This window comes from Streptomyces sp. NPDC041200, from assembly GCF_055591805.1.
On the sequence record NZ_JBVIZF010000039.1, the window covers coordinates 1 to 26,490 of the forward strand.

General features: G+C 73.6%; 21 protein-coding genes. 3 read left to right on the forward strand and 18 right to left on the reverse strand.

What is annotated here, in order from left to right:
• The coding region (gene cobJ, locus ACZ6CL_RS37710) for a precorrin-3B C(17)-methyltransferase (protein ID WP_468944733.1) at positions 1-1,128 on the forward strand (1,128 nt) is incomplete at its 5' end.
• On the opposite strand, the gene ACZ6CL_RS37715 is transcribed toward cobJ, so the two are convergent.
• Positions 1,113-1,877 (reverse strand): cobalt-precorrin-6A reductase, encoded by a 765-nt coding sequence (locus ACZ6CL_RS37715; protein WP_468944736.1) that lies wholly within the window; start codon positions 1,875-1,877, stop codon positions 1,113-1,115. The two genes, cobJ and ACZ6CL_RS37715, sit on opposite strands and share 16 nt — an antisense overlap.
• A 53-nt stretch (positions 1,878-1,930) precedes the next feature.
• Here ACZ6CL_RS37715 and ACZ6CL_RS37720 point away from each other — a divergent pair, with 53 nt between their 5' ends.
• A complete protein-coding gene (locus ACZ6CL_RS37720; protein WP_468944739.1) occupies positions 1,931-3,073 on the forward strand; it encodes a cobalt-precorrin-5B (C(1))-methyltransferase in 1,143 nt (380 codons plus the stop codon).
• 276 nt (positions 3,074-3,349) lie between these two features.
• On the opposite strand, the gene ACZ6CL_RS37725 is transcribed toward ACZ6CL_RS37720, so the two are convergent.
• Complete coding sequence (locus tag ACZ6CL_RS37725; RefSeq protein WP_468944740.1) at positions 3,350-3,940, reverse strand: TetR family transcriptional regulator; 591 nt, start codon at positions 3,938-3,940, stop codon at positions 3,350-3,352.
• 105 nt (positions 3,941-4,045) lie between these two features.
• Here ACZ6CL_RS37725 and ACZ6CL_RS37730 point away from each other — a divergent pair, with 105 nt between their 5' ends.
• The gene (locus tag ACZ6CL_RS37730; protein ID WP_468944742.1) at positions 4,046-5,065 is read left to right on the forward strand and encodes an NAD(P)-dependent alcohol dehydrogenase; all 1,020 of its coding nucleotides are present in this window, start codon (positions 4,046-4,048) and stop codon (positions 5,063-5,065) included.
• An 833-nt stretch (positions 5,066-5,898) separates the two neighbouring features.
• Here ACZ6CL_RS37730 and cobM read toward each other — a convergent pair.
• The 16 genes from cobM to ACZ6CL_RS37810 form a co-directional block, all read right to left on the reverse strand.
• Entirely contained in the window at positions 5,899-6,645 is a 747-nt protein-coding gene (gene cobM, locus ACZ6CL_RS37735; RefSeq protein ID WP_468944744.1) for a precorrin-4 C(11)-methyltransferase, read from the reverse strand.
• Positions 6,642-7,874: a precorrin-6y C5,15-methyltransferase (decarboxylating) subunit CbiE gene (cbiE, locus tag ACZ6CL_RS37740; protein WP_468944747.1), complete on the reverse strand. Its 1,233-nt coding sequence runs from the start codon at positions 7,872-7,874 to the stop codon at positions 6,642-6,644. Before cbiE ends, cobM begins: the two co-directional genes overlap by 4 nt.
• Positions 7,875-7,922: 48 nt before the next feature.
• Complete coding sequence (locus tag ACZ6CL_RS37745; protein WP_468944748.1) at positions 7,923-8,684, reverse strand: acyltransferase; 762 nt, start codon at positions 8,682-8,684, stop codon at positions 7,923-7,925.
• Positions 8,685-8,724: 40 nt separating this feature from the next.
• Entirely contained in the window at positions 8,725-9,441 is a 717-nt protein-coding gene (locus tag ACZ6CL_RS37750) for a (2Fe-2S)-binding protein (RefSeq protein ID WP_468944750.1), read from the reverse strand.
• A complete protein-coding gene (meaB, locus tag ACZ6CL_RS37755; RefSeq protein ID WP_468944753.1) occupies positions 9,442-10,482 on the reverse strand; it encodes a methylmalonyl Co-A mutase-associated GTPase MeaB in 1,041 nt (346 codons plus the stop codon). It lies immediately after the preceding gene.
• Positions 10,482-12,707, reverse strand: a complete 2,226-nt coding sequence (gene scpA, locus ACZ6CL_RS37760) for a methylmalonyl-CoA mutase (protein WP_468944754.1) — start codon at positions 12,705-12,707, stop codon at positions 10,482-10,484. Before scpA ends, meaB begins: the two co-directional genes overlap by 1 nt.
• A complete protein-coding gene (locus tag ACZ6CL_RS37765) occupies positions 12,707-14,611 on the reverse strand; it encodes a methylmalonyl-CoA mutase family protein (RefSeq protein WP_468944757.1) in 1,905 nt (634 codons plus the stop codon). The genes scpA and ACZ6CL_RS37765 overlap by 1 nt, the downstream gene beginning before the upstream one ends.
• A 278-nt stretch (positions 14,612-14,889) precedes the next feature.
• Positions 14,890-16,131 (reverse strand): cytochrome P450 family protein, encoded by a 1,242-nt coding sequence (locus ACZ6CL_RS37770; RefSeq protein WP_468944759.1) that lies wholly within the window; start codon positions 16,129-16,131, stop codon positions 14,890-14,892.
• Between the two features lie 406 nt (positions 16,132-16,537).
• Positions 16,538-17,347 carry an endo alpha-1,4 polygalactosaminidase gene (locus ACZ6CL_RS37775; RefSeq protein ID WP_468944761.1) on the reverse strand — a complete coding sequence of 270 codons (810 nt, stop codon included), beginning with the start codon at positions 17,345-17,347 and terminating at the stop codon, positions 16,538-16,540.
• On the reverse strand, positions 17,344-18,018 hold the full coding sequence (locus tag ACZ6CL_RS37780) for a spherulation-specific family 4 protein (protein WP_468944762.1): 675 nt from the start codon (positions 18,016-18,018) through the stop codon (positions 17,344-17,346). Before ACZ6CL_RS37780 ends, ACZ6CL_RS37775 begins: the two co-directional genes overlap by 4 nt.
• Entirely contained in the window at positions 18,015-18,971 is a 957-nt protein-coding gene (locus ACZ6CL_RS37785; protein ID WP_468944765.1) for an NAD-dependent epimerase/dehydratase family protein, read from the reverse strand. Before ACZ6CL_RS37785 ends, ACZ6CL_RS37780 begins: the two co-directional genes overlap by 4 nt.
• An 8-nt stretch (positions 18,972-18,979) precedes the next feature.
• The gene (locus tag ACZ6CL_RS37790) at positions 18,980-19,693 is read right to left on the reverse strand and encodes a nucleotidyltransferase family protein (RefSeq protein ID WP_468944768.1); all 714 of its coding nucleotides are present in this window, start codon (positions 19,691-19,693) and stop codon (positions 18,980-18,982) included.
• 47 nt (positions 19,694-19,740) lie between these two features.
• On the reverse strand, positions 19,741-20,760 hold the full coding sequence (locus ACZ6CL_RS37795; protein ID WP_468944771.1) for a GDP-mannose 4,6-dehydratase: 1,020 nt from the start codon (positions 20,758-20,760) through the stop codon (positions 19,741-19,743).
• Between the two features lie 56 nt (positions 20,761-20,816).
• Positions 20,817-22,286 (reverse strand): hypothetical protein, encoded by a 1,470-nt coding sequence (locus tag ACZ6CL_RS37800; RefSeq protein WP_468944773.1) that lies wholly within the window; start codon positions 22,284-22,286, stop codon positions 20,817-20,819.
• The gene (gene pelF / locus ACZ6CL_RS37805) at positions 22,283-23,788 is read right to left on the reverse strand and encodes a GT4 family glycosyltransferase PelF (RefSeq protein ID WP_468944776.1); all 1,506 of its coding nucleotides are present in this window, start codon (positions 23,786-23,788) and stop codon (positions 22,283-22,285) included. Before pelF ends, ACZ6CL_RS37800 begins: the two co-directional genes overlap by 4 nt.
• Positions 23,789-23,921: 133 nt before the next feature.
• Complete coding sequence (locus ACZ6CL_RS37810) at positions 23,922-26,090, reverse strand: hypothetical protein (RefSeq protein ID WP_468944778.1); 2,169 nt, start codon at positions 26,088-26,090, stop codon at positions 23,922-23,924.
• Positions 26,091-26,490: the final 400 nt, after the last annotated feature.

The following is a 26,490-nucleotide window of genomic DNA, read 5'->3' on the forward strand; positions in this document are numbered from 1 at the left end:
TACCCGACCGAGGTGATCCCCGGCGTCACCTCGGTGAGCGCGGCGGCCGCCCGGCTCGGCGCGCCGCTGGTGGAGGGCGAGGAGGTGCTGACGGTCCTCCCGGGCACGCTGCCCGAGGAAGAGCTGACGGCGCGCCTCGCGACGACCGACGCGGCGGCGGTCATGAAGCTCGGCCGCACCTTCCCGACCGTACGGCGCGCCCTGGAGCGTTCGGGGCGGCTCGCCGACGCGCGGTACGTGGAGCGCGCCACGATGAGCGCGGAGCGCACCGGGTCGCTGGGCGAGGTCGACCCGTCGTCCGTGCCCTACTTCTCGGTGGCGGTGCTGCCGAGCCGTATCGACACCCCGGACGCCCCCGACACCTCCGCGGCCGGACATCCGGGCGAGGTCGTCGTGGTGGGCCTCGGTCCCGCCGGTCCGCTGTGGCTCACCCCCGAGGCCCGCGGTGAACTGGCCGCCGCCGAGGACCTGGTCGGCTACACCACCTACCTGGACCGGGTCCCCGTACGCCCCGGCCAGCGGCGTCACCCCTCCGACAACAAGGTCGAGGCCGAACGCGCCGAGTTCGCCCTCGACCTCGCCCGGCGCGGACGGCGTGTCGCCGTCGTCTCCTCGGGCGACCCCGGCGTGTTCGCCATGGCCACCGCCGTGCTGGAGGCCGCGTCCGAGGACCCGTACCGCGATGTCCCGGTGCGGGTGCTGCCCGGCATGACCGCGGCCCACGCCGCCGCCGCCCGCGCGGGTGCCCCACTCGGCCACGACTACGCCGTGGTCTCCCTGTCCGACCGGCTCAAGCCCTGGGAGGTCATCGCCGGACGGCTGCGGGCCGCGGCCGCCGCCGATCTGGTCCTCGCCCTCTACAACCCCGGCTCCCGCAGCCGGATCTGGCAGGTCGGCAAGGCCCGCGACCTCCTCCTGGAACACCGCGCGCCGGACACCCCGGTCGTCCTGGGCCGCGACATCGGCGGCCCCGAGGAGTCCGTCCGCATCATCCGCCTGACCGACCTCGACCCGGCCGAGGTGGACATGCGCACGATCCTCCTCATCGGCTCCTCCCAGACCCGTACGGCCCGCCGCGGCGACGGCACCGACATCGTCTGGACCCCGCGCCGCTACCCCGAGGTGTGACGCCCCCGGAGCCAGGTGACGGCCTCGGCGGGAGTCCGGGCGACCGGGACGCCCTCCGGGGCGGGCGGGCGCTGGACGACGACCACCGGGATTCCGGCGTCGCGGGCCGCGCTCAGCTTGGGGGCCGTGGCCCCGGCGCCGCTGTCCTTGGTGACCAGGACGTCGATGCGGTGGCGGCGCAGCAGGGCCGTCTCGCCGTCGAGGGTGAACGGGCCGCGGTCGAGGATCACCTCCATGCGGGGCGGGACCGGGGGCTGCGGGGCGTCGACCGAGCGGACCAGGAACCAGGGGTCGGTGAGGTGGGCGAAGGCGGCCAGCCCCATGCGGCCCGTGGTGAGGAAGACCCGCTCCCCCAGGTCCGGCAGGAGCCGCGCGGCCTCGTCCAGCGAAGCCGCCGGGTGCCAGCGGTCGCCCGGGCCCGCCACCCAGCCGGGGCGGCGCAGGGCGAGCAGGGGAACATGGACGGCGGCGGCCGCTCGGGCCGCGTTGTGACTGATCGTGTCGGCGAAAGGATGGGTGGCGTCGATGAGCGCGTCCACCTGGTGCTCGCGGAGCCAGCGGGCCATGCCCTCGGGACCCCCGAACCCGCCGATCCGCACCTGCCCGGCGGGCAGTCGCGGTGCGGCGACCCGGCCCGCGAGGGAACTGGTGACGCGCAGGGCGGGATCGCCGTCCAGTTCGGTGGCGAGGCGGCGGGCCTCGGTGGTGCCGCCCAGGATGAGCACATGGCGCACCGGTGCGCTGTTCATCGGATGCCTTTCGTCGTCGGTGCGCCCGTCATCGTATGCGCGGCGGGTGGCCCATGGCTGAGGCGGAGACCGGGGCGAGCGGGGGCCGCGGGGCCCAGCTGGAGCGCACCGGGCTGCGGCACGGATGGACCACCGGGGCGTGCGCGACGGCCGCGACGACGGCCGCGTACACCGCGCTGCTCAGCGGCGGCTTCCCCGACCCTGTGACCATCGCGCTGCCGAAGGGCCAGCGGCCCGCGTTCGCCCTGGCGGCCGAGGAGCTGGGCGCCGACCGGGCCATGGCCGCGGTCGTGAAGGACGCCGGGGACGATCCCGACGTCACCCACGGCGCGCTGGTACGGGCGACCGTGCGCGCCCTGCCGCCGGGCAGTGGCGTGGTGTTCCGGGCGGGCCCCGGCGTCGGCACCGTCACCCGGCCCGGACTGCCCCTCGCGGTGGGCGAACCGGCCATCAACCCCGTGCCGCGCCAGATGATGAGCGACCACATCGCCGCGGTCGCCGCCCGCCACGGTGGTGGCGGCGACGTCGAGATCGAGGTCTCGGTGGACCACGGCGAGGAGATCGCCCGCAGCACGTGGAACCCCCGGCTGGGCATCCTCGGCGGCCTGTCCATCCTCGGCACGACCGGCATCGTCGTGCCGTACTCCTGCTCGGCCTGGATCGACAGCATCCGGCGCGGCGTGGACGTGGCGCGGGCGGCGGGGCGGCGGCACGTGGCGGGGTGTACGGGCTCGACCTCCGAGAAGGTGGCGGTGGCCGAGCACGGTCTGCCGCAGGACGCCCTGCTGGACATGGGCGACTTCGCGGGCGCCGTCCTCAAGTACCTGCGCCGCCACCCGGTGGACCGCCTGACGGTCGCGGGCGGCTTCGCCAAGCTCTCCAAACTCGCCGCGGGCCACCTCGACCTCCACTCCTCCCGCTCCCAGGTCGACAAGGCCTACCTGGCCGACCTGGCCCGCCACGGCGGCGCGGACGACGCCTTGGCGGCAGCGATAGCGACGGCCAACACCGGCCTGGAAGCCCTGCACCTGTGCGCGGCACAGGACATCCCCCTGGGCGACCTGGTCGCGGCGGCGGCCCGCGCCACGGCCCTGGACGTGCTGCGTGGGGCGCCGGTGGTGGTCGACGTCATCTGCATAGACCGCGCGGGCAAGGTCGTGGGCCGCGCTGCCCCGCGCGGCCCACGCGAGGCCTGACGCCCCCGGCGGTGAGGGGAGCGTATGCCACGACGCGGCAGCATCCCCCGCGCGGTGCGGGCCCGGCGCCCGCCGGGACAATTCGGAACGCCGTGCTTCTGGGCCGTACCGTAGACGAGTTGCTCGTCGATCGATGTCATTCGCGTGATCGTGCCAGGAAGCACTGACACCCGTTCATCAGTTCGGCCATTTCGATCTCGGAGAGCGGCAGATCGGGGGCACGGCGGCCTCCTTGACGCGTCGGAGCATCGCCCGTCGACCGCCTTCGGTGGCGGGTCACAACGGGTCGTCGGGGGCGGACGGGCGGAAAGCGCGGCGCACGGCCTGAGCGAGCGCCTTGCGGCGGCGTTCGTGGTCGGCTTCCGGTTCGGCTGGGGTCGCCGCGTGGAACAAGCTGGCCGGGGACCAAGTGAGTGCCAGCGTGGACACCATCGCCAGGACATCGCCGGGCTCGATGGCCGGATCGATGCGGCCCTCGCACTGGGCGTCGGCGATGGCGGTCAGCTTCTGTTCGGTCTCCTGGACCATCGTGGTGACCAGGACGCCTGTGGGGACGCGCTCCAGGCGGGCCCAGGTCGCCAGCCGGACCAAGTTCGGCTTGGCCAGGCAGGCGTCGTAGATGCCGACGGCGTAGCCGGGCAGGTCGTCGGCCGTGAACGGCACGGAGTTGACGATCCCGTCGGCGAGTTCCCGGAAGACCGCGTCGAACAGGCGGTTCTTATCGCCGAAGTAGGCGTAGAGCTGTGCCTTGTTGGCCTTGGCGTTGGCCGAGATCCGGTCGACGCGGGCGCCCGCGATCCCGTACGCCGCGAACTCTGCGGCCGCCGCGTCCAGCAGTCGGCGCCGTGTGGCTTGTCCGTCCTTCATCCCCACACCCTAACTAACCAGTTGGTTTGACGATGCCGCGGGCAGGCGCCTACGGTGCACAGGCAAGTAACTAACTAGTTTGTTTGACTGGAAGGCGGCCAACCCGTGAAGGTCCATGCGTATGCGGCACACGAAGCTGGCGGGCCCCTGCACCCGTACGAGTACGAAGCCGGCCCGCTGGGGCCGACCGAGGTCGACGTGCGTGTGACGCACGGCGGGATCTGCCACACCGACCTCGGGATGATCGACAACGAGTGGGGCATCTCGCGGTACCCCGTCGTGGCCGGGCACGAGGCGGTCGGCGTGGTGGCGGCGATCGGCGACGCGGTGGACCAGCGCGTCCTGTCCATCGGGCAACGGGTCGGCGTCGGCGCGATCGCGGGCTCCTGCTTCCACTGCGAATGGTGCCTGAGCGGGCGCACCAACCTGTGCCCTCACAAGGACGACACCGTCATGCGCGGCGACCGGGGCGGGTTCGCCAGCCACGTCCGGGCCGGCGACTGGCGCCACGTCCACCCGCTCCCCGACGCGATCCGGTCCGAGCACGCGGCCCCGCTGCTCTGTGCCGGCACGACGGTGTTCTCCCCGCTCCTGGAGAACCGGGTCCTGCCGACGCACCGCGTCGCCGTGGTCGGCGTCGGCGGTCTGGGCCACCTGGCCATCCAGTTCCTCGCCAGCTGGGGCTGCGCGGTCACCGCCATCTCCACGACACCCGCCAAGCGGGCCGACGCCGAACGCTTCGGCGCCACTGACTTCATCGCCTCCGGCGAGGCGGGCGCCCTGCAGAAGGCCGCCGGCTCGTTCGACTTCATCATGTCCACGGTCTCGGCGGACCTGCCCTGGGACGACTACCTCGGCCTGCTGCGGCCGCAGGGCCGACTGTGTGTCGTCGGCGTCCCGGAACGCCCCTTCACCGTCTCGGCGATGAGCCTGCTGCCGGCCGCGAAGTCGCTCGTCGGCGGCCTCGTGGGTTCGACGGCACAGACCCGACAGATGATCGACTTCGCCGCCCGCCACGACATCCGCCCGCAGGTGCGGACGTTCCCGGCCGCGGACTTCGAGCAGGCACTGGACCGAGTCCGCAAGGGCAGCGTCCGCTACCGTGCCGTCGTGGAGTTCGAGTAACCCGACATCGCCGGCCGGCGGCCTCGGCGTGAACGACGAGCGCGACGCCCAGGCTGCCGGCCGGCAGCCTGGGCGCAGACGGAAAGACCTGACGAAAGCCCCACCGCCCTCTACCTCGCCATGATCCGCCTCACCCAAGCGATCAGCTGTATGAGGGCGCTTCCTCCCCCGGGACCGGGACAGCAAGTACACCAGCGCCTTCGACGGCGTCTTCCAGGCCGACGACATGGAGATCCTGTCCAGCTCTGGGGCGCAGGCCGCGCAAGGGCGTGGGCTGCTCGTTGAGGTGCTGGTGGACCAGGTGCCAGGTTCCGCCGAAGGGGCGCTGTCCGGTGGTCATCTCGTACAGGACGCAGCCGAGAGTACAGGTCGGAGCGGTGGTCGAAGGTGCCGGAGAAGCACTCGGGGGCCGTGTAGGCGGGGGTTCCGATCAGGATGCCGGTGGCGGTGATGTCGTGTCGGTCGTCGCTGCCTTTCGTGATGCCGAAGTCGACGACCTTGGCCGGTCCGCGGGGGCTTCCAGATCGGTGCTGAGGGATTTGCCGGGGAGGAACTCCATCACCAGGTAGGCGTACAGCTGTCCGTCGTGGAGAGCGGATCCGAAGTCGTGGATGGTGACGATGCACGGATGCGACAGGCTGCCGGCGGCCGCGGCGCGCCCCCGGCGCAGACGGTGTGGCGCCCCGCCTGGCTCGCGGCACGGCCCCCGGCGCGCGACGCGGTGCCCCGCCCGGCAGGGCGTTGACACCATCCGGAACGCGGCATCCCGCGCCGGTGAGGCGCACGGCCCGTGCGGAACGCGGGCCTCGCCCGGTGTCCAGGGCAGGTGGGGCTCAGGGGGTGCGGTCGCGGTCCGGGGAGTAGAGGTGGCTGTCGCGGAACTGGGCCGCGGCCAGGGTCTGGCCCACCAGGATGACGGCCGTACGGACCACGCCCGCCGCCTTCACCTGGTCCGCGATGTCCGCCAGGGTGCCGCGCAGGACCAGTTCGTCGGGGCGGCTGGCCATGGCGACCACGGCGGCCGGGCAGTCGGGGCCGTAGTGCGGGAGGAGTTCGCCGACCACGCGGTCCACGTAGCGGGTGGCGAGGTGCAGGACGAGGAGGGCGCGGCTGCGGCCGAGGGTGGCGAGGTCTTCGCCGTCCGGCATGGGGGTGGCCTGCTGGGCGACGCGGGTGAGGATGACGGTCTGGCCGACGGTCGGGACCGTCAGCTCACGCTTCAGCGCGGCGGCCGCGGCGGCGAAGGCGGGGACGCCGGGGACGACCTCGTACGGGATCCCGGCCGCGTCGAGGCGCCGCATCTGCTCGGCGACGGCGCTGAAGACCGAGGGATCGCCGGAGTGGAGGCGGGCCACGTCGTGGCCCGCCTCGTGGGCGGCGGCGAACTCGGCGGTGATCTGGTCGAGATCGAGCCCGGCGGTGTCGACCAGCCGCGCGTCCTGCGGGCATTCGGCCAGCAGCTCGCTCGGGACGAGGCTGCCCGCGTAGAGGCACACCCGGCAGCGGGCGAGGGTCCGCGCGCCGCGCAGGGTGATCAGGTCGGCGGCGCCGGGGCCCGCGCCGATGAAGTACACCGTCATCGTGTTTCTCCGCGTTTGGTGGTGGACCACTGGGTTACCGGCATCGCCTGGCGCCAGCCCGTGAAGCCGCCCACGGGGGTGGCGTGGGAGACGGCGAGGCGGATCAGGTCGCCACCGTGGCGGGTGTACCAGGTGGTGAGCAGGGCTTCGGATTCGAGGGTCACGGTGTTGACCACGAGGCGGCCGCCGACGGGGAGCGCGGTCCAGCAGGCCTCCAGGAGGCCGGGCGTGGTGGCGCCGCCGCCGACGAAGATGGCGTTCGGGGTCGGCAGGCCGGTGAGGGCGGCCGGGGCGGCGCCGGTGACGACGCGCAGGGCGGGGACACCGAGGACGGTCGCGTTGCGGGTGATGCGTGTCGCGCGTACCGGATCGCGTTCGACGGAGACCGCGCGACAGGCGGGGTGCGCGCGCATCCATTCCACGGCGATGGAGCCGGAGCCGCCGCCGACGTCCCACAGCAGTTCGCCCGGGGCGGGGGCGAGGGCGGCGAGGGTGGCGGCGCGGACGTGGCGTTTGGTCAGCTGGCCGTCGTGTTCGTACGCGGCGTCCGGCAGCCCGGGGACGGCGGACAGGTGCGCGGCGTCCGGGGCCGGGGCGCAGTCGAGGGCGATGACGTTGAGGGGGTCGCCGGGCGGGTGGGGCCACGCCTCGGCGGTGCCCTCGGCGGCGTGTTCCCGCGCGCCGCCCAGCTGTTCCAGGACCCGCATCCGGGTCGGGCCGAAGCCTCGGTCCCGCAGCAGCCCGGCGACCTCGGCCGGGGTCGCGGAACCGGCGCTGAGGACGAGCAGCCTGCGGCCCGGATACAGGGCGCGGGACAGGGCGGCGAGGGGGCGGCCGACGAGACTGATCACCTCGGTGTCCTCCTGCGCCCAGCCGAGCCGCGCACAGGCGTACGCGACGGACGAGGGATGCGGCAGCACCCGCAGCGCGTCGGGGCCCAGCAGCCCGGTGAGGGTGCGGCCGATGCCGAAGAACATGGGGTCGCCGCTCGCCAGCACACAGACCCGGCGCCCGGCGTGCGCGGCGAGCAGCCCGGGGACGGCGGGGCGCAGCGGGGACGGCCAGGGGACGCGCTCGGCGGCGCATTCCGGTGGCAGCAGACCGAGTTGGCGCGGTCCGCCGATGACGACCTCGGCCGTGCGCAACGCCTCACGGCCGTCCGGGGCGAGCCCGTCCCATCCGTCGGCGCCGATGCCGACGACGGTCAGGGGGGTGGGTGGTGGGCTCACAGGTGTTCCTCGTGGTGGTTCGGGGGCGGCTGCAACTCTACTGACCTGCTACGACGCTCCCGCCTCCGGCTCCCGCTCCGGCTCCAGCTCGGCCAGCGCCAGCAGCTGCTCCGCCGTCATCCCGGCCGGTATCGGCTCGGGCGCGGGCGTGCGCAGTGGCGGCTGCCAGCCGTCCTCGGGGGCCCAGCGCCGGATGATTCGGGCGGGCGCTCCGGCGACCACGGCGTGGTCGGGCACCTCGCCCCGTACGACCGCTCCGGCCGCGACGACGACGTTACGGCCCAGCCGCGCCCCGGGCAGGATCACCGCGCCCGCGCCCAGCCAGCTTCCGGAGCCGATCTCGACGGGGGCGGAGCGCGGCCACTGCCGCCCGATGGGCTGGTGGGGGTCGTCGTACGAATGGTTGTCGCTGGTCACGTATACATACGGACCGCAGAACACGTCGTCGCCGAACACCACGTCCCGGGAGGCGATGACATGGCTGCCACGGCCCAGGACCACACCGTTGCCGAACCGCACGATGGGCGCGGGGCCGAGGTCGAGGCCGGGCATCATGCCGGCGGTGAGCGTGACCTGTTCACCGATCACGCAGTGGTCGCCGAGTTCGATCCACGGCTCGCCGAAGACGGTGCCCTGGGGGAACGCCAGCCGGGTGCCGGTGCCGATCCGGCCGAAGCGGTACGGGCCGGGCCGGTCGGCGGTCACCGCGCCCGCGCGCTGGACGGCGCGCCATCCGCGGTGCACCATCCGGGACGTGGCACGGCGGCGCCACGCCCGCCAGGATGAGAACACGTTCTCGTTCTTCGGCATGTACACACCGTATCCGGCGGCCGCCCGCCACGGTACGCGGTCACCTCCGCAGGACGCAGTCACCGCACAGCCCGCCGCCCGGCACCCGGTAGTACAGGCAGCAGGTGCGGCGCCGGAAGGCGAGGGGCGCGGTGGTCAACTCTCCCGCGTCACGCAGCGGCGGGTGGGCGAACTGGGCGCGGGCCACGGCCACCGCCCGCTCCCCCGCCTCGTCCAGGCCCCGCGCCCGGCACCAGTCGTGCAGCACCCGCAGCGAACCCACCAGCGCCGAGGCGGCGTTGCCCCACAGCAGCCGGTCCGAGACCCGGTACGCGCGGCTGACGGCGTGGTGCAGTGGCGTCAGATGCGCGTACGCGCACGTGGCGAGCTGTCCGGCGAGCCCGCCCGGTTCGCCCATCGCGTGCGGCGCGCCGGGCCACCACAGGTCGTCGGGGGCGGTACGCGCGGGGTTCCACCACAGCCGGTCGGGGCGGAGGTCGTACACCGTGCCGGTCAGGGCCGCGGGGCCGAGCGCGAGCGACCAGACACGGGCGGCCAGCCCCTGGAAGACGAGGGAAGCCGCGACCCTCGGCTCATCGGTGCCCAGGCTCGCGGCCACCGCCTCCACCCGGCCGCGCAGCAGCGGCGCGGCGGCGTCCCCGCCCGCCAGCCGGTACGCCTCGCCGATCCGCGCGTACCCCTCCTCCCCGGGAGCACCGGACCCGGTGCGCAGGGCGAAGAACGGACCCACCTCGGCGGCCCATCCCACGGTCGGCACTCAGCCGTCGGCCGGCTCGGGGCCGCCGGTCGGCTCGGGCGGCGCGGACGGCTCGGGCGGCGTGCGGAACGCCTCCAGCAGCCGGTCCGCCGCCAGCGTCGCCGTCAGCGTGCCGTCGCGGACCTCCTGCTCCAGGCCGGGCGCGAGCCGCCGCACCCCGGGGTGGGCGTGCAGCCGGGCGAGCAGCTGGTCGCGCACCATGGACCAGGTCCAGCCGACCTGCTGGTCGCGGCGCTTGGCCTCCAGCGCGCCGGTGGCCTCCAGCACCCGGCGGTGCTGCTCCAGCCGCTCCCAGACCACGTCGAGCCCGGTGTTCTCGCGCGCCGAGCAGGTGAGCACGGGCGGGTTCCACGGCGCGTCCGGGGGCTGCAACAGCCGCAGCGCGCCCGCCAGTTCGCGGGCCGCGGACTTGGCGTCCCGGGCGTGTGAGCCGTCCGCCTTGTTGATGGTGACGACGTCGGCCAGCTCCAGGACGCCCTTCTTGATGCCCTGCAGCTGGTCGCCGGTGCGGGCCAGGGAGAGCAGCAGGAAGCTGTCGACCATGCCCGCGACGGCCGTCTCGGACTGGCCCACGCCGACGGTCTCCACGAGCACCACGTCATAGCCCGCGGCCTCCATCACCACCATGGACTCGCGGGTGGCGCGGGCGACCCCGCCGAGCGTCCCGGCGCTCGGCGAGGGCCGTACGAAGGCGTCCGGGTCGACGGCCAGCCGCTCCATCCGGGTCTTGTCGCCCAGGATGGAGCCGCCGGTACGGCTGGAGGACGGATCGACGGCGAGCACCGCCACCTTGTGGCCGAGCCCGGTGAGCATGGTGCCCAGGGCGTCGATGAAGGTCGACTTGCCCACCCCGGGCACCCCGCTGACGCCGACCCGCCGCGCCCCGCCGGTGTGCGGCAGCAGCTCGATCAGCAGCCGCTGGGCGAGGTCGCGGTGATCGGCCCGGGTGGACTCGACGAGGGTGATGGCACGGGCGATGTACGCGCGCTTGCCGTCGAGCACGCCCTTGGCGTACTCCTCGATGTCGATCGTCCGCGGCATTACAGCTCGTGGCCGAGGTCGGCTGCCAGCTTCCGCACCAGGTCGTGGGCGGCGTCCGGGATGACCGTGCCCGGCAGGAAGACGGCGGCGGCACCGGCCTCGTGCAGGGTCTGGACGTCCTGCGGCGGGATGACGCCCCCGACGACGACGGTGATGTCCTCGCGGCCCGCCTCGGCCAGCTGCTCGCGCAGCGCGGGCACCAGCGTCAGGTGGCCCGCGGCCAGCGACGAGACGCCGACGATGTGCACATCGGCCTCCACCGCCTGCCGGGCGACCTCCTCCGGCGTCTGGAACAGCGGGCCGACGTCGACGTCGAAGCCGAGGTCGGCGAAGGCGGTCGCGATCACCTTCTGGCCTCGGTCGTGCCCATCCTGGCCCATCTTGGCGACCAGGATGCGGGGGCGGCGGCCCTCGGCGCTCTCGAACTTCTCCACCAGCGTGCGGGTGCGGTCCACACCGGACGACGGTCCGGCCTCGTCTCGATACACACCGGAGATCGTACGGATCTGGCCGGAGTGGCGGCCATAGACCTTCTCCAGCGCGTCGGAGATCTCCCCGACGGTGGCCTTGGCGCGGGCGGCGTCCACGGCGAGCGCGAGGAGGTTGCCCTCCAGACCGCTGCCGGGGCCGGATTCGGCGGCGGCGGTGAGCGCGCGCAGCGCGTCCTGGCAGACGGCCTCGTCGCGCTCGGCGCGCAGCCGCCGCAGCTTCTCGATCTGCTGGGCGCGCACCGAGGAGTTGTCGACCTTGAGGACCTCGATCTCCTCGTCGCCGCCGCCTTCTGGCCGGTACTTGTTGACGCCGATCACCGGCTGACGCCCGGAGTCGATCCGCGCCTGGGTGCGGGCTGCGGCCTCCTCGACGCGCAGCTTGGGGATGCCCGCGTCGATGGCCTTGGCCATCCCCCCGGCCGCCTCGACCTCCTCGATGTGCTGCCAGGCCCGCCGCGCCAGGTCGTACGTCAGCTTCTCGACGTAGGCGCTGCCGCCCCACGGGTCGATCACCCGCGTGGTGCCCGACTCCTGCTGGAGCAGCAGCTGGGTGTTGCGGGCGATCCGGGCCGAGAAGTCGGTCGGCAGGGCGAGGGCCTCGTCCAGGGCGTTGGTGTGCAGCGACTGGGTGTGGCCCTGGGTGGCGGCCATGGCCTCGACACACGTACGGGTCACGTTGTTGAAGACGTCCTGCGCGGTCAGCGACCAGCCGGAGGTCTGCGAATGGGTGCGCAGCGACAGCGACTTGGGGTTCTTCGGGTCGAACTGCTTGACCAGCTTGGCCCACAGCAGCCGCGCCGCCCGCAGCTTGGCGACCTCCATGAAGAAGTTCATGCCGATCGCCCAGAAGAACGACAGCCGCGGCGCGAACGCGTCCACGTCCATCCCGGCCTCGAGCCCGGCCCGCAGGTACTCCACCCCGTCCGCGAGGGTGTACGCCAGCTCCAGGTCGGCCGTGGCCCCGGCCTCCTGGATGTGGTAGCCGGAGATGGAGATGGAGTTGTAGCGCGGCATCCGCTGCGAGGTGAAGGCGAAGATGTCGGAGATGATCCGCATCGACGGCTGCGGCGGATAGATGTAGGTGTTGCGGACCATGAACTCCTTGAGGATGTCGTTCTGGATGGTCCCGGCCAGCTTCTCGGGCGGTACGCCCTGCTCCTCGGCGGCCACGATGTAGAGCGCGAGGATGGGCAGCACCGCGCCGTTCATCGTCATCGACACCGACATCCGGTCCAGCGGGATGCCGTCGAAGAGCTGCCGCATGTCGTAGATCGAGTCGATGGCCACGCCCGCCATGCCGACGTCACCGGTGACCCGGGGGTGGTCGCTGTCGTAGCCGCGGTGGGTGGGCAGGTCGAAGGCGACCGACAGGCCCTTCTGACCGGCCGCCAGGTTGCGGCGGTAGAACGCGTTGGACTCCTCCGCGGTGGAGAAGCCCGCGTACTGCCGGATCGTCCAGGGCTGGTTGACGTACATCGTCGGGTACGGGCCGCGCAGATACGGCGCCACGCCCGGGTACGTGTCCAGGAAGTCCAGCCCGTCCAGGTCCTCCGCGGTGTACAGCGGCTTGACGCCGATGCCCTCGGGGGTGTCCCACACCAGGTCCTCGACGCCCTTGCCGACGCTGTCCCGCACCGCCGCGGCCCAGGCTGCGGAACCGGCACCGCCGGAGGCCTGCCCGTCCCCGGCCGGTCCCTCGAACTCGACGGCCGAGAAATCCGGGATCCCGCCCATCACCGCACCCCCATGATGTCCAGAGCCGAGGTCAGCGCCTCGACCGCGTCGCAGCCGGCGAAGACGAAACCGTCCACCCCGGCCCGCTCGTACTCTTCCTGAAGTGTCCCAGGCCGCCCGGCCAGGAGCACCCGAGCCGCCCCGGCGGCCTTCAGCCGCTCGGCGACGGCCACCGCCTGCTCCGCGTACACCGTGTCGCTGGAGCACAGGCAGGCCACCGTCGCGCCACTCGCGGCGAACGCCTCGGCCACCGATTCCGCGTCGACCGTGACCGGCTCCCGCACGGCCTCGATGCCGCCCGCCTGGAAGAGGTTGACGGCGAAGGAGGCGCGGGCGGTGTGCACGGCCGCGGGTCCCAGCGCGGCCAGGAACACCCGGGGCCGGGCGCCCCGGTCGGCCAGATGCGCGTCGGAGCGGGCGCGGAGCGCCTCGTACGCCTCGTCGCGGCGCACCCGCGGCAGCCCGCCGCCGGGCCGCTCCGGCGCGGCCGCGCGCTCGACCGGCGGCTCGGCGAGGTTCGGGAACTCGCTCACGCCGGTGATCGGCTCCTTGCGGCGGGCCAGCGCGCGCGAGCGGCGCTCCCAGGTGGCGGCCAGCCGGTCGCGCACCAGGCCGGAGGCGAGGGCGGCGGCCAGTCCCCCGGCCCGCTCGATCTCCTGGAACCAGGCCCACGCGGCGCGGCAGATCTGGTCGGTCAGCGACTCGACGTACCAGGAGCCGCCGGCCGGGTCGATCACCCGGGCCAGCCCCGACTCCTCCAGCAGGATCGTGGAGGTGTTGCGGGCGATACGGCGGGCGAAGTCGTCCGGCAGGCCGATCGCGCTGTCGAACGGCAGCACCGTGACCGCGTCGGCGCCGCCGACCCCGGCGGCCAGGCTCGCCACGGTGGTGCGGAGCATGTTCACCCAGGGGTCGCGCCGGGTCATCATCACCGGCGAGGTGACGGCGTGCTGGCGCTGGGCGCACTCCGGGGACCCCGTGGCCGCCCCGCACGCCTCCGCCACCCGCGCCCACAGCCGCCGGGCGGCGCGCAGCTTGGCGATGGTGGTGAACTGGTCGGCGGTGGCCGCGTAGCGGAACTCCAGCTCGGCGCAGGCCGCCTCGACGGTCATCCCGGCCCCGGTCAGCGCGCGCAGATACGCCACTCCGGCGGCCAGCGAGCAGCCCAGCTCCTGGGCCACGCCGCCACCGGCCTCGTGGTAGGGCAGCGCGTCCACGGTGAGGGCCCGTACGCCGCTGTGGTCGCGGTAGCAGGTGACCGCCATGTCGGCGGCGGCGGCCAGGTGAGCGGGCACATCGGCGTCCCGGCCGGTACGGGCCGCCAGGCCCAGCGGGTCGGCGCCCAGGTTGCCGAGCGCCGCGTGCGGCGGCACCTGGCGGTCCGCGTACAGCCGCAGGAGGGCGTGGCCCGCGGCCTCGAAGTCGGCCCCCGCGTCGAGGACGACGGGCGCGAGGTCGAGGTAGACACCGGCCAGGGCCTCGGGCAGCGCGTCGACGGCCACCCCGCCCTCGCCGACCGCCAGCCACACCGACCCGGCGCCGTGCTCCAGGTCGGCGAGCACGGCCCGGTTGGTGGTGGCCGCGTCCGGATGGGTGTGCCGCTGGCGGATGTCCCAGCCGGAGACCGCGGACCCGGCGGGGCGCGCGCCGCGCAGATACGGGGCGAAGCCGGGGTGACCGGAGTGGCCGTGGCCGGGGTCCTGCGGGGCGTCCTCGGCGGTGTAGAGGGGGCGGACGGTGATGCCGTCCTCCATCTCGGTCGCGAGAGCGGCTTCGGCATGTGCGCCCGTGGCATCCGACGCGCCGGTTTTACGCAGCACGCCCTCCACGAGGCGATGCCACTCGTCTCGCGTCACATCCGGGAATTCATCGGCTAGGGGAAGCCCGTCGGGCAGGACCGTCATGGAAGGGAGGCTAATGCGCTCGACTAAAGCCGCAGCAGAGGGTAGGGCTGTGAGGTTACTCTCGGCCCCGGATGCCCGGTTCCGACCGATTACCCGCCGGTAAGTCCGGGGTTTATGGGGACCGTAGGGGTTGCCGTGACACCGGACGGCGGACGCGGTCGGGCCCCTCACGCAGAAGGCCCGCCCGGTGCGACGGGGGATGCACACCGGGCGGGCTCGATGACCTTTTTACCGCATCCACCGAGGGTTATGCATCAAAAACCTGTTCGCTTCTTCGTTCACCAGGCCACAGGGAGCGAGATCAGGCCACGCGCACGGATCGAGGGACGCCATCGCAGCCCCTCCCTCGGACCCTCCAGCCGCAGCCCCGGAAAACGGGACAACAGCGTGGCCAGAGCGATGTCGGTCTCCAGCCGGGCCAGCGGTGCGCCGAGGCAGTAGTGGATGCCGTGGCCGAGCCCGAGGTGCCCGGATCGGCCAATATGCGGATTGAGTGCCTCCGGGTCCTGGAAATGGGTCGGATCGCGGTGCGCCGAGGCGACGGAGAGCAGCACGGTCTCCCCGGCGGGGATCGTCACCCCGCCGATCTCGATGTCCTCCCGGGGAAAGCGGCGGATCGCGAGCGAGGCCGGACCCTCGTAGCGGACCAGCTCGTCGAAGGCGGCCGGGATGCGCGTGGGGTCCTCGCGCAGCTCCGCGAGGAGGTCGGGGTGGTCGAGCAGGGCGAGCACGGAGTTGGCGATGAGGTGGACCGTGTTCTCGTAGCCCGCGAGCAGGATGAGGAAGGCGAGCGAGGTCAGCTCGTCCTCGCTGAGCCGGTCGTTCCCGCCCGCCGCGCTGTCCGTGCTCTCCGTATCGTCGTCGCGCACCCTGATCAGGTCGGACAGCAGATCGTCGCCGGGCTCGGCGCGCTTCTTCGCGATGAGGCCGGTGTAGAAGCGCAGCATGGCCCCGACCGCCTCCTTCGCCGCCCGCGGCCGCGCCGGGTCGGGGGTGATCAGGGCGTCGCTCCAGGCGCGGAAGTCCCGGCGGTCCTCCTCCGGGACACCGAGCAGATCGCAGATGACGATGATCGGCAGTTGTCCGGCGTACGCGGCGAGCAGATCGGCGCGGCCGTCGGCCTCGATGGCGTCGAGCAGTTCCCCGGCGACGCGCCGGACCGGTTCGCGCAGCTTCTCGACCCGGCCGGGGGTGAACGCCTTGACCACGAGGCGGCGCACCCGGGTGTGGTCCGGGGGATCCATGTTGAGCAGGTTGGTGTCGAGGGCGGGCGGCAGCGAGAAGCCGCTGTAGTTGCCCGGCGCGGCGTGGCGCTTGTCCAGCGAGAGGCGCGGGTCGGCGAATGCCTGCCGCACATCCTCGTAGCGGGTCACCAGCCAGGCGGGACGGCCGTCGGTGCCGCTGATCCGGTGGACCGGGCCCGCCTCCCGGAGCGCGGCCAGGGCGGGATACAGATCTTCGATCAGGGCGGCGGTGTCGACCGTACCGGCGGTACCGGCGGTGTGGACGGTGTTCTGCATGGCTCCAGACCTTAAGTCGCCGTCGTCCGGCACGGTGGCCGGGAGGCGGCGTCGGGGCTGAATCTCCCCGACGCCGCCTGCGCCACGGGCGGCCCCGACCCCCGTCCAGGGCCACCTCGTCCTTGGTCCCCCCCGTTCTGCCGTTCTGCCGTTCTCCGCCGCAGGCCGTGTCTGTCTGCTTCAATCAGCAAACCGCGTCTGAGCGCCGCCGCTTCCCCTTCGGCAGCAAGTTGCCAATCCCCGCACCGGGCGGCTCGGGCCTTGACACGCGCGATCTCGGGGATACCGAAGACCGCGCGACGCCGTGGGGGCACGGCGTCACACGGTGACGGGATTCCGGTTCCGACCGGGAGGCTGGCGAAAATGGCCGGATATAGCACCAAGAAGAGGGAACCGCGCGCGGCGGTCAGCAGGGGCGACGCCAGGGGTCCAGGTCCAGCCGCTTCTGCATCGAGCTGAGCCCCAGCCGCCGCGCGGTCCGGCAGAAGGCGCCCGGCTTCAGGGCGTATTCGACGTGGAAGACCGCCTTCTTCCGCCGGATGAAGGGGGTGAGCTTGTCGCACTCGTCGTACTGGGCGCATTCCTCGTTGACGGCGAAGTCGAAGTCCCGCACCAGCCGGGGGATCTGGTCGAGGTCGTTCTTGAGGCCGATGGCCAGGTCCCGGTCATGGGCCAGCCGCGCCATCGCGCGGTTGTAGGCGAGCTGGTGGGCGGCGGTGAGCGGGAAGCCGGTGCGGTTGCGGTAGCCGTCGGTCAGATCGGGTTCCACCGCGTCGAAGCCCTTGTCCCGGCACATGTCCATCCGCTTGGCCATGAGCGGGCGCAGGACGGACAGCTGACGGATGTCCAGCCAGCGTTCGCCGCGCCAGCCGTTGCCCCGGCCCAGCAGGGAGCGGGGGAAGGCGGCGCGGTCGGGCCGGAAGTCCTCCCAGGCGCCGACGTTGATGTAGCAGATCACCTTGCGGCCCCGGGCGTGCAGCCGGGCGACGGTCCGGGCGGAGTTCTCGAAGCCGTCGATGTCGTAGACGGGCACGTCGACCGACTCGTCGATCCGGCCCGCCAGCTGCCACTGCCAGGCGGTGCCGGGGCGGGGCTGCCAGCGCGGGGGCCGCGACGGCCGGTCGTCGCCGGGGTCCGGCGAGCCGCCGCCCGAGCATCCGGTCAGGATCAGCAGCAGGGCGGCGACCAGGGCCGCCACGGTGCGCCGCGTTCTCATCGTGGGGCCTCCTCCAGCTCGGCGGGGGCGGACCGCCAGGGGTTCGCCCCCGCCCCGGGCACCGCACAGTGCACGGCGGCGCCGCGCGCCCGGGCGGTGCGGCCCACCTGCCCGGCCCGCCCGCCGGGTACGCCGTACACCAGATGGCAGAAGCGTCCCGGCGGATGGGCGGCGGTCCAGTCCGGAACCTCGGCCTGCCGGTAGGTGTCCCACCGGCCCTCGAAGGTGACCAGCAGATCGGCGAGAGCGGCGTAGCGCGGATCGGGGTGGGTGCCGGGGTTGAACACGACCGTACGGGCGCCCAGCACCCGGGAGGCCAGCGCCAGCCGCCGGTAGCGGGGCAGCGTCGCGGGGTCGGCCGCGGTCCGGTCGAGGAACACGCCGTCCACGCCGTACCAGCGGCGATACCGCCGTACGTCGGTGAGCACCGCGCCCACCCGGCGGCGGCCGTACGCGGTGTCGGCGTACCCGAGCAGCGGCGCCCCGGCGGCCCGCAGCCGTTCGGCGGCCTCGGCGAACACCGGGTCGGGGCGGATGCCCGGCCCGTCCGCCAGGTTGAGGATGACGCCGTACAGCCGCCCGGCGGCCTCCTCCAGCACCCGCCAGGGATGTGGATCGACCGCCGGGTGGACGTACAGGGGTACGAGCAGACGGCGCTGATGGGCCGTCACCGGGCGGGCGTTTCGGCCGGGTCCTTGCTCGCCGCCCACAGACCGGTCAGCGACTCGGCGAAGGAGTACCGGGGCTGCCAGCCGAGCAGCCGGTCGGCGGCCCCGATGTCCGCTTGCTGCCAGCTGACGGCCGCCGAACGGGCCGAGCCGCCGCCGCTCTCCTCGATGCCGCCGCGGAAGCCGCTCTCCCTCACCAGCCCCTCGGCCACCTCGCGCACCGGGCGGGCCTTGCCGCCGCCGATGTTGAGGAGGCGCGGGAGTTCGCCCGGCTCGGTGGCGGCGAGCCCGGCGGCCCGGGCGACGTCGCGCACGTCGACGAAGTCCCGGTGGGCGGAGAGGTCCCCGACGCGGACGGTGGCGTCCCGCTCGTCAGCGTCCATCGCCTCGTGCCGCATCGCGAGCCGCAGCTCGGCGGCGAGCCGGCCGGGCAGGCTCGCCGCCGGGGAGCCGGGGCCGAGCGGGTTGAAGACCCGCAAGGCCACGGCGTCCAGGCCCGAGTCGAGGACGGCGAGGGTACCGGCCAGCTTGGTCGCGCCGTACAGACCGAGCGGCCGGGTGGACGCGCTCTCGCCGAGGGGACGGCCGGGCGCGCCCGGCCCGTACTCGGCCGCCGAGCCGAGGTGGACGAGCCGGGCCGCGGGGGCGGCGGCCGCCAGTGCCGCGCACAGCACGGCCGGGCCGCGCGCGTTGGTCCCGGTGAGCGCCACCGCGCCGCCGCCGACCGCGCCCGCGCAGTTGATCACGGCGTCGGGGGCGAGGACGCGCAGGACCTCGGCCAGCTCGGCCGGGGCGGCGGTGGCCAGGTCGACGGTCAGGTCGGGCCGGGGCACGGATTTCGGCGCGTCGCCGGACGGACGGGCGCCGATCAGCACCCGCACGCCGGACAGCGCGCGCAGATGCCGGACGGTGTGCCTGCCCAGGAAGCCGGTGGCGCCGAGTACGAGGATGCGCACGGGCCCGTTCACGCTCCCTTGATCAGCATGCCGCGACGGGCGTCGAACTCGGCGTTGGCCCGGTCGTAGTCGTCGGGCCGGCCGATGTCCAGCCAGTAGCCGTCGAACTCGTACGCCCGCGGCGGGGTCCCGGCCTTCAGCAGGTCAAGGACCAGCTCGTCGAAGCCCAGCGGCAGGCCCGGGGTGTAGCGGGCGAGGGCGTCGCGGGAGACGCCGTAGACGCCCATGGAGACGCGGTAGTCCATGCTGGGCTTCTCGGCGAAGCCGACCACCCGGCCCTCGTCGGTGTTGAGCACACCGAAGTCGATGTTCACCTGGCGAGCGTAGGTGGCGATCGTCAGCGGGGCGTCGGCTTGCTGGTGGCTGCGCAGCACGTCGCCGAAGTCGAGGTCGGTGAGGACGTCGCCGTTCATCGCCAGGAAGTGTTCGGGCAGCCGGTCGAGCATGGTGAGCAGCGGGCCCATGGTGCCCAGCGGGCTGTCCTCGGTGGCGTATCCGACGCGCAGCCCCCACTGGGAGCCGTTGCCGACGTACGCCCGGATGATGTGGCCGAGGTGGCCGATGGCCAGGGTGCAGCTGGTGAACCCGGCCGCCGAGAGCTGGCGCATCACGATCTCCAGGATCGCGTGCTGCTCACCGATCGGGACGAGCGGCTTGGGCAGGGCGGTGGTGTACGGGCGCAGCCGGACGCCTTTGCCGCCGGCCAGGATGACTGCGTGCATGGGGTGGAGTCCTCTCCGGTGAAAGGGGCGATAAGGGTGAAAGGGGCTCAGACGTTGTAGATGTCGGTCTTGTAGCGGGCGAGGTTCGCCGGGTCGCGGAAGAAGGCGATGGTGTGCTCCAGGCCCTCTTCGAGGCTGTGGCCCGGGGCCCAGCCGGTCGCGGCGCGCAGCCGGGAGGCGTCACAGACCAGCCGCATCACCTCGGAGTCGGCGGGGCGTACGCGCTGGGCGTCCTCACGGACGTCGAGGTCGGTGGCCATCAGCTTGCCGACCAGGGAGACCAGGTCGCCGACCGAGATCTCCCCGCCGGTACCGGCGTTGAAGGTGCGGCCGACGACGTCCGCGGCAGGCGCGGTGCCGACCGCGAGGAAGGCGGCCGCGGTGTCCTTGACGAACGTGAAGTCGCGGGTGGGGCGCAGGTCCCCGAGGGTGACGGTGCGCTGCCCGGCGGCCACCTGACCGATCACGGTCGGGATGACGGCGCGCATGGACTGGCGCGGGCCGAAGGTGTTGAACGGCCGCAGGGTGACCACGGGGGTGCCGAAGCTCGCGTGGTAGCTGTCGGCCAGCCGGTCGCCGCCCGCCTTCGAAGCGGCGTACGGGGACTGGGTGTTGATGGGGTGGTCCTCGGTGATCGGGACGGTCTGCGCGGTGCCGTACGTCTCGCTGGTGGAGGTGTGGACGAGGCGCGGGATCTCCAGGTGGCGCACGGCCTCCAGCACATTGAGGGTGCCGGTGACATTGGTGTCGACGTACGAGTGGGGGGCGCGGTACGAGTACGGGATCGCGATCAGCGCGGCGAGGTGGTAGACCGCCTCGGCGCCCTTGACCAGGCCGGTGACCGACCCGGGGTCGCGGACGTCGCCGAGGACGACGTCGACCTCGGACAGCACGTCCCTGGGCAGGGTCTCCAGCCAGCCGAAGTCGGAGAAGGAGTTGTACTGCACCATCGCGCGCACCCGGTGGCCGGTGGCGACCAGCGCCTCGACCAGGTGCGAGCCGATGAATCCCTCCGCGCCGGTGACGGCGACGGGGGTGGTGGCAGGGCTCGGGGTGTTTTCGGGCATGCGGGAACTCCACTTCTGTTGCGGGGTGTTGTGGTGGTGGTGCGGATCAGCGGTGGTCAGCGGTGGGTGGTGATCCGGCCGAGGAGTGCGGTGGCGAAGGCCAGCAGGACGGCCGACGCCGCGCCGCAGACCGCGAGCTGGACGACCGCCGGGGCGGAGATCTCCAGCGCGAGCGCGGCGGTTTCGGCCCCTGCCGCGGCCAGACACACCGCGGCGGGGGGCCAGGCGCTGCCGAACGCCTGGAGCAGCAGCCCGCACCACAGCACCGCCCCGAGCGCCAGGACGGCGAGCAGCCGGGAGGCCTCCAGCGGTGGTGGCGCGGTGGCCGGGGACGCGGCGGGCCACAGGGCGTGGGTGGTGAACACGAGCGCGGTCAGGGCGGCGAGGTACCCGCCCAGACAGAGCCCGAGCACCCGTGCGGCGCGCAGCCGCAGCCCGTTCGGCCCGGTGCTGTCGGCGAGTGCGGCGAGCGCGAGCCCCCGGCAGCGGTACAGCAGCCATTCGGCGGCGCCCATGCTGAGGGTCAGCGCGATCACCACCGCACCGGCGAGGGCCGCACCGGCCCCGTACCGCACCATGTCGCCGAGCGCGGCCACGGTGGTGAGCACGGCGCACCCGAGCCCGAACAGCCCGTACGGCAGCGAGGCGGCGAGCGGTGGGGCCGGGACGTTCAGGGGATCGGGGCCCATGGCCCGTACGGTGGCGCGGGTGGCGGCCACCAGCACGGCGCCGATGGTGGCGAGCAGCGCCACCACTCGTGCCCAAGAGGGCAGTTCGAGAGCGAGCGAGAGGCCCGCGCCCACCGCCGTCGGCAGCAGCGCCAGCGCCAGCAGCCGTTCCTTGCCGAGGACGAGCAGTGCCGTGGCCGCCGCCAGATAGGCCGACTGTCCGGCCGCGAAGGCCAGCGCCGCACCGGGGGCGGGCAGCAACAGCGCGGCCGCGAAGGCGAGCACCGCGCCCAGCGGCGCACCGATCCGCAGGCACCGCCCGGCCGCCGCGCGGCCACCCGACGCCAGCCGGGTGTACGCGCGGTGGGCGAGCGCCTGGTTCCAGGCCCAGCCGGCCAGCGCGGAGGCGGTGAGCGCACCGCTTCCGGCGGGCAGCCCGAGGACATCGGGCGGGCCGCTGAGGAACGGCGCGCCCAGGGCGTAGCCGAGCCCGGGCAGGGCGAACACCAGCCCGCGGAACAGGAACCGGCCGGGGTGCGCGGCCCAGGGGTCGGTGCGCGGCAGCGGTTCGGGGTGGCGGCGCGGTACGCGTGCGTACAGCTCGGCCGCCAGCTCGAAGGTGTCCCGGCGGCCGAAGCGCTCCCGTACCTGATCTCCCGTCAGTCCGTCGGCCTCCAGGACGGCCGCGATCTCGTCGGGGTGGACGGCTTCGGCGATCAACTCGCCCATGTCGGTGATGAGTTCGTCGACCGGGTCATCGGCCCAGCGCGGCCGCCGGGGGCCACCGGCGCGAGGTGCGGGACGCGGCGGCGTGCGCGGAGCCGGGCGGGGCGGTACGAGCCGCAGCGGGCCGCTCATGCCGTACCCCTGGCGACCAGCGGCCACGCCGTAGCCGGGGCCGCGGTGGCCCGGGAGGTGGCGTCCAGCTCGTGGTAGATCTCGCGGAAGGCGCTGATGGTCTGGCGCAGGGTGAACTGCTCGATCACCCGCAGCCGGGCCGCCTCCCCCATTCCGGAGCGCAGGGCCGGGTCGCCGAGCAGGGTGAGCGCCGCTCGTGCCATGCGCTCCGGGTCGCGCGGCGGGACGACGAGGCCGCTGTCGCCGACCGCCTCGCGCACACCGCCCACATCGGTCGACACGGTGGCGCGGCCGCAGGACATGGCCTCGATGAGGGTGAAGGGGAAGCCTTCGCTGATGCTGGAGAGCATCACCACGTTGCCCGCCGCGTAGGCGTCCCGGATGTCCTCCACCCGTCCCTCGAAGGTGACGGCGTCAGACACGCCCAGCTCCAGGGCGAGCGACTGGCATCCGTCGCGGTAGCCCTCCGCGCCGCGCGGTGTGCCGCCGAAGAGGCGCAGCCGCGCGTCGGGCAGCTCTTTGCGCACCAGGGCGAAGGCGCGGATCAGCGTCTCCAGGTCCTTGATCGGGTCGACGCGGCCCGCCCAGCTCAGGGTGGGGACGCCGGGTTCGGGTCCGGCGGGCGGGAAGGCGGCCGGGTCCACGCCGTTGTACACGGTGCGGATGCGCTCCGGCGGGGTGCCGCCGTGCTCCTCCCAGCGCCGGTTGTAGCGGTTGCCGGGGGTGACGAGCGCGGCGCGCCGGTAGCTCTCGATGGCCAGCAGCCGGAAGAAGCCGAGCAGCAGCGCCTTGACGGGCCAGTTGTACGGTTCGGCGCGGAAGCCGAGGTAGCGCTCGCGCAGATAGACGCCGTGCTCGGTGAGCAGGAACGGGGTGCCGTACCGCTCCCGGGCCACCAGGCCCGGCAGCGCGGCGAGTCCGCCGCTCACCGCGTGGGCGACGCCCTCGGCCGGGGGCCGGGCGGCGAGCGGGCGCAGGGCGTGTTCCAGCAGATCGGTCGCGGTCAGCGCGTCGTGCAGGGTGGGGCGGGCGGCGGCGGTGGGCAGTTGGGGCAGGGTCCATATTCGGGCCAGGGCGCGGGCCGCGGACTCCGAGGCCAGCGCCGCGGAGAGGGTGCCGCGTTCGGCGTACTCGGCGAGCCGGTACAGCTCCGGGGCGAAGGCGTGTTCCTGGGCCGGGTCGAGCAGGGCGAGCAGAAAGCGCTCGTACCCGGCCAGGAACGTCCGCATCTCCCGCCCGCGCGGGGCACGCGGGCGGACCGCCGGGGGCGGCCCCCACAGCGGCACGCGGTCCACGCCGCGCACCTGGGCGGGCAGCTCCCAGGCGAGCGGTTCCTGCCCGGTGCCGGTCACCGCGATGACCCGGAAGTCGGTGTCCGGCATGCCCCGCACGAGTTGGTCGCACCACACGCTGACCCCGCCGTGGCCGTGCGGGTAGGTGCCCTCGGTGAGCAGGGTCACCGAGACGGTGCCGGCCGTGGGCTCGGCGAGCGGTCCTCGCATGTCGGTTCGGTCTCTCCAGGACGGCGCCGTGGGCACGGCGGCGGGCGGGGGCAGCGGCGAACGCCGCGGTGAGGGACGGTGTTACGGGCGGGCGGCGCGGGCCGTCAGCGTGACGGGCGGGCGGCGCGGGCCGTCACTCGCGGCTGGTGTCGCCGGGCCCGTACGGCACCGGGTCGCGCACCCCGGCCGGGACGGGCAGCCGGTCGGCGGGCTTCGCCGCGCGCAGCGCGGGCGCCGCGCCGGAGGGGTCGGCCGGGACCGCGTCGCCGGGCAGGGTGAAGGTGATCCGGCCGAGGGTGGGCGTGGCCCATCCCGAGCGCAGTCCGGCGTAGGCGGAGCCGAAGGCGGTGGCGTTGCCGGTCTGGGTCTGCTGGGTGCCGGCGGGCAGGGTGGCCGGGGCCTGGGTGCCGCTGGGCGCGGTGACGGTGATGGTGTCGCCGACGCGGTAAGCGGTGACGCGCCCGGCGGCCAGGGCACCGTCCCAGGCGGCGCGCTTGCGCAGCTCCTCGCCGACGTCCTTCATCCGCAGGCTGACCAGCGGGGTGTTGTCGGCGAAGAGGCCCTCGTAGGCGCCGAGGGTCTTCTCCAGCACCGGGTAGACGATCCGCTCCTCGGCCAGGTTGGACTGGTGGACGTAGTGCGGACGCGGGTCGTTGGCCAGCACATGGCCGAGCGCGATCTTCGACTCCAGCGGCACGATGTACGAGGCGTAGCCGGTGGCGGTGTCCAGCGGGGCGTCCAGGCAGGTGGTGGCCGAGGAGGTCTCGCACACCCCGCTGCCGCCGTCGGCCTTCTTCGCGTAGATCCAGTTGTACTCATCGGTCTGCTCGGCGGCGCGCCCGGCGTTGTAGAAGATGTTCATCGGATGGCGCGGCACGGTGGTGGCGGGGCCGAGGGTGCGCTGCTCCGGCTCCCGGGAGGCGTCGCTGCCGAGCGAGGTGACACCGGTGAGGGTGAGGGCGGTCGACAGGTTGGGGTTGTCGCCCGGCTGCTGCGGCAGGGTCTTGAGGCCCGAGTGCTCGCCGGTGACCAGTTCGGTCTTGTCGACGGCGAGGTTCTGCCGCCCGGCCCAGGTCAGGTTGTCGTTGATCTGCCCGGAGATGTCGGCCAGCCCGACGTAGCGGGTGGTGCCGAGGAGAGTGGTGGCGCACTTCCAGGGGACGACGGTGGTGTCCTGCACACAGCCCAGGAAGGGGTGGTTGTAGGTGTGGTTGATCCAGCGGAACGAGCCCTGGTCGGTGACGAGTTGCTGGGCGAGCGGGTCGCTGCCGCCGTTCTCGTCCTTGTAGGCCTCGCTGCCGCCGCCGTTGAAGGCGAGGTCCAGGGGGAAGCCGTGGGTGGTGGACCACTCCTTTGCGTACCGCGCGTCGGCCGCGGTCATCCGGATCGGGTCGTTCTCGACGCCGTCGCCCGCGGTGCCGCAGTCGATGTCGCCGGGGGTGCAGTTGAGTTCGGTGTCCCAGCGGTCGTCGGCGGCGAACACGTCGTCGACGTGGACGGCGAGGTAGTTGCGGTTGGCGCCCAGGTGGATGCCCTGGGTCAGCCACTCGACGATGCCGCGGGCCAGCAGCCGGAACTGGCTCTGGTACTGGTTGTAGACGAAGGTGACCACCAGCTCACGGCGCCCGTCGTGGGCGTACTCGCCGACCAGCGAGCCGCGCGCCGAGCTGCCGGGGATGGGCGCGTCGAGGTAGCTGGTGTAGGTGGCGCCGTCGGCCTGCTGCTCCAGCGGCGTGGCCAGGTAGCCGTAACTCTCGGTCACGCCGGGGTCGTTGTCCTCGAACGGGACGGCGCCGTCGAGGTAGCCGAACGGACCCGAGGCGCCGGACGCGGTCACCTTCGCGGTACGGCCGTCCAGCGATCCGGCGTACCCGGGGTTCTGGGGGTAGCCCAGGCCGACGGCGGGGCGTGCGTAGGTGTACGCGTCCACCTGGCGGATGCCGAATTTCTTCTCGTACGCGGTGAGCGCGGCCATTTCCGCCGAGCCGTCCCCGAACGGGTTGTCATGGGGGGCCACGACCGCCTGGTACTTGGCGCGCGGCCGTCCGTCGACGGTGTCACTGAGGAACGCGGCGTCGATGCGCGAGCGCCCGGAGGCCGTGAGGTCGACCGTGGTGTACGGGGTGCCGGAGCCGTCGAGTTCGGCGGTGATGGCGGCCGTCGCGGGGCCGCGGTCGTCCAGGACCAGGACCCGCAGGTCGATTCTCGGCGTCACGGCGGCGCTCGCGGTGAGCGCCGGAGCGAATGCCGTCAGCAGGACCGCAGCGGCGCATGCCGCGGCGGGCCGGGTCATCCGACCCATGGTGAACTCCCCCCAGGGGCAGCCGCGCAGGGCGCGCGGCGCCGACCGGTGAATGACGCGCGTCGGCACACCGGATGGCGGCATGCGGAGGCGAAGTGAGCGATGAATGATCCTCAGAAACGCGGCTTCACGCGGCCGGGGCTCCCCTCCCCGACGGCTGATGTCCCATCCCCCTGTCGCCGCTCACGGACAGCGTCGTCCGGAGCGGCAGCGCGGCCGAAGCCGAGGCCGCGCAGTCCATATAGTGCGCCATCCCGACGTAGATCGACTCCACGAACGCCGCACAACGCGCCATCGGCGGACCCCGGGTGACTGGATTTCATCGCTCCGGCGTTCGACCCCTCGACCACCGCTTCACATGTGTGGAGGAGCTGTGAGGATCGGACATCCCTTGTGCCGC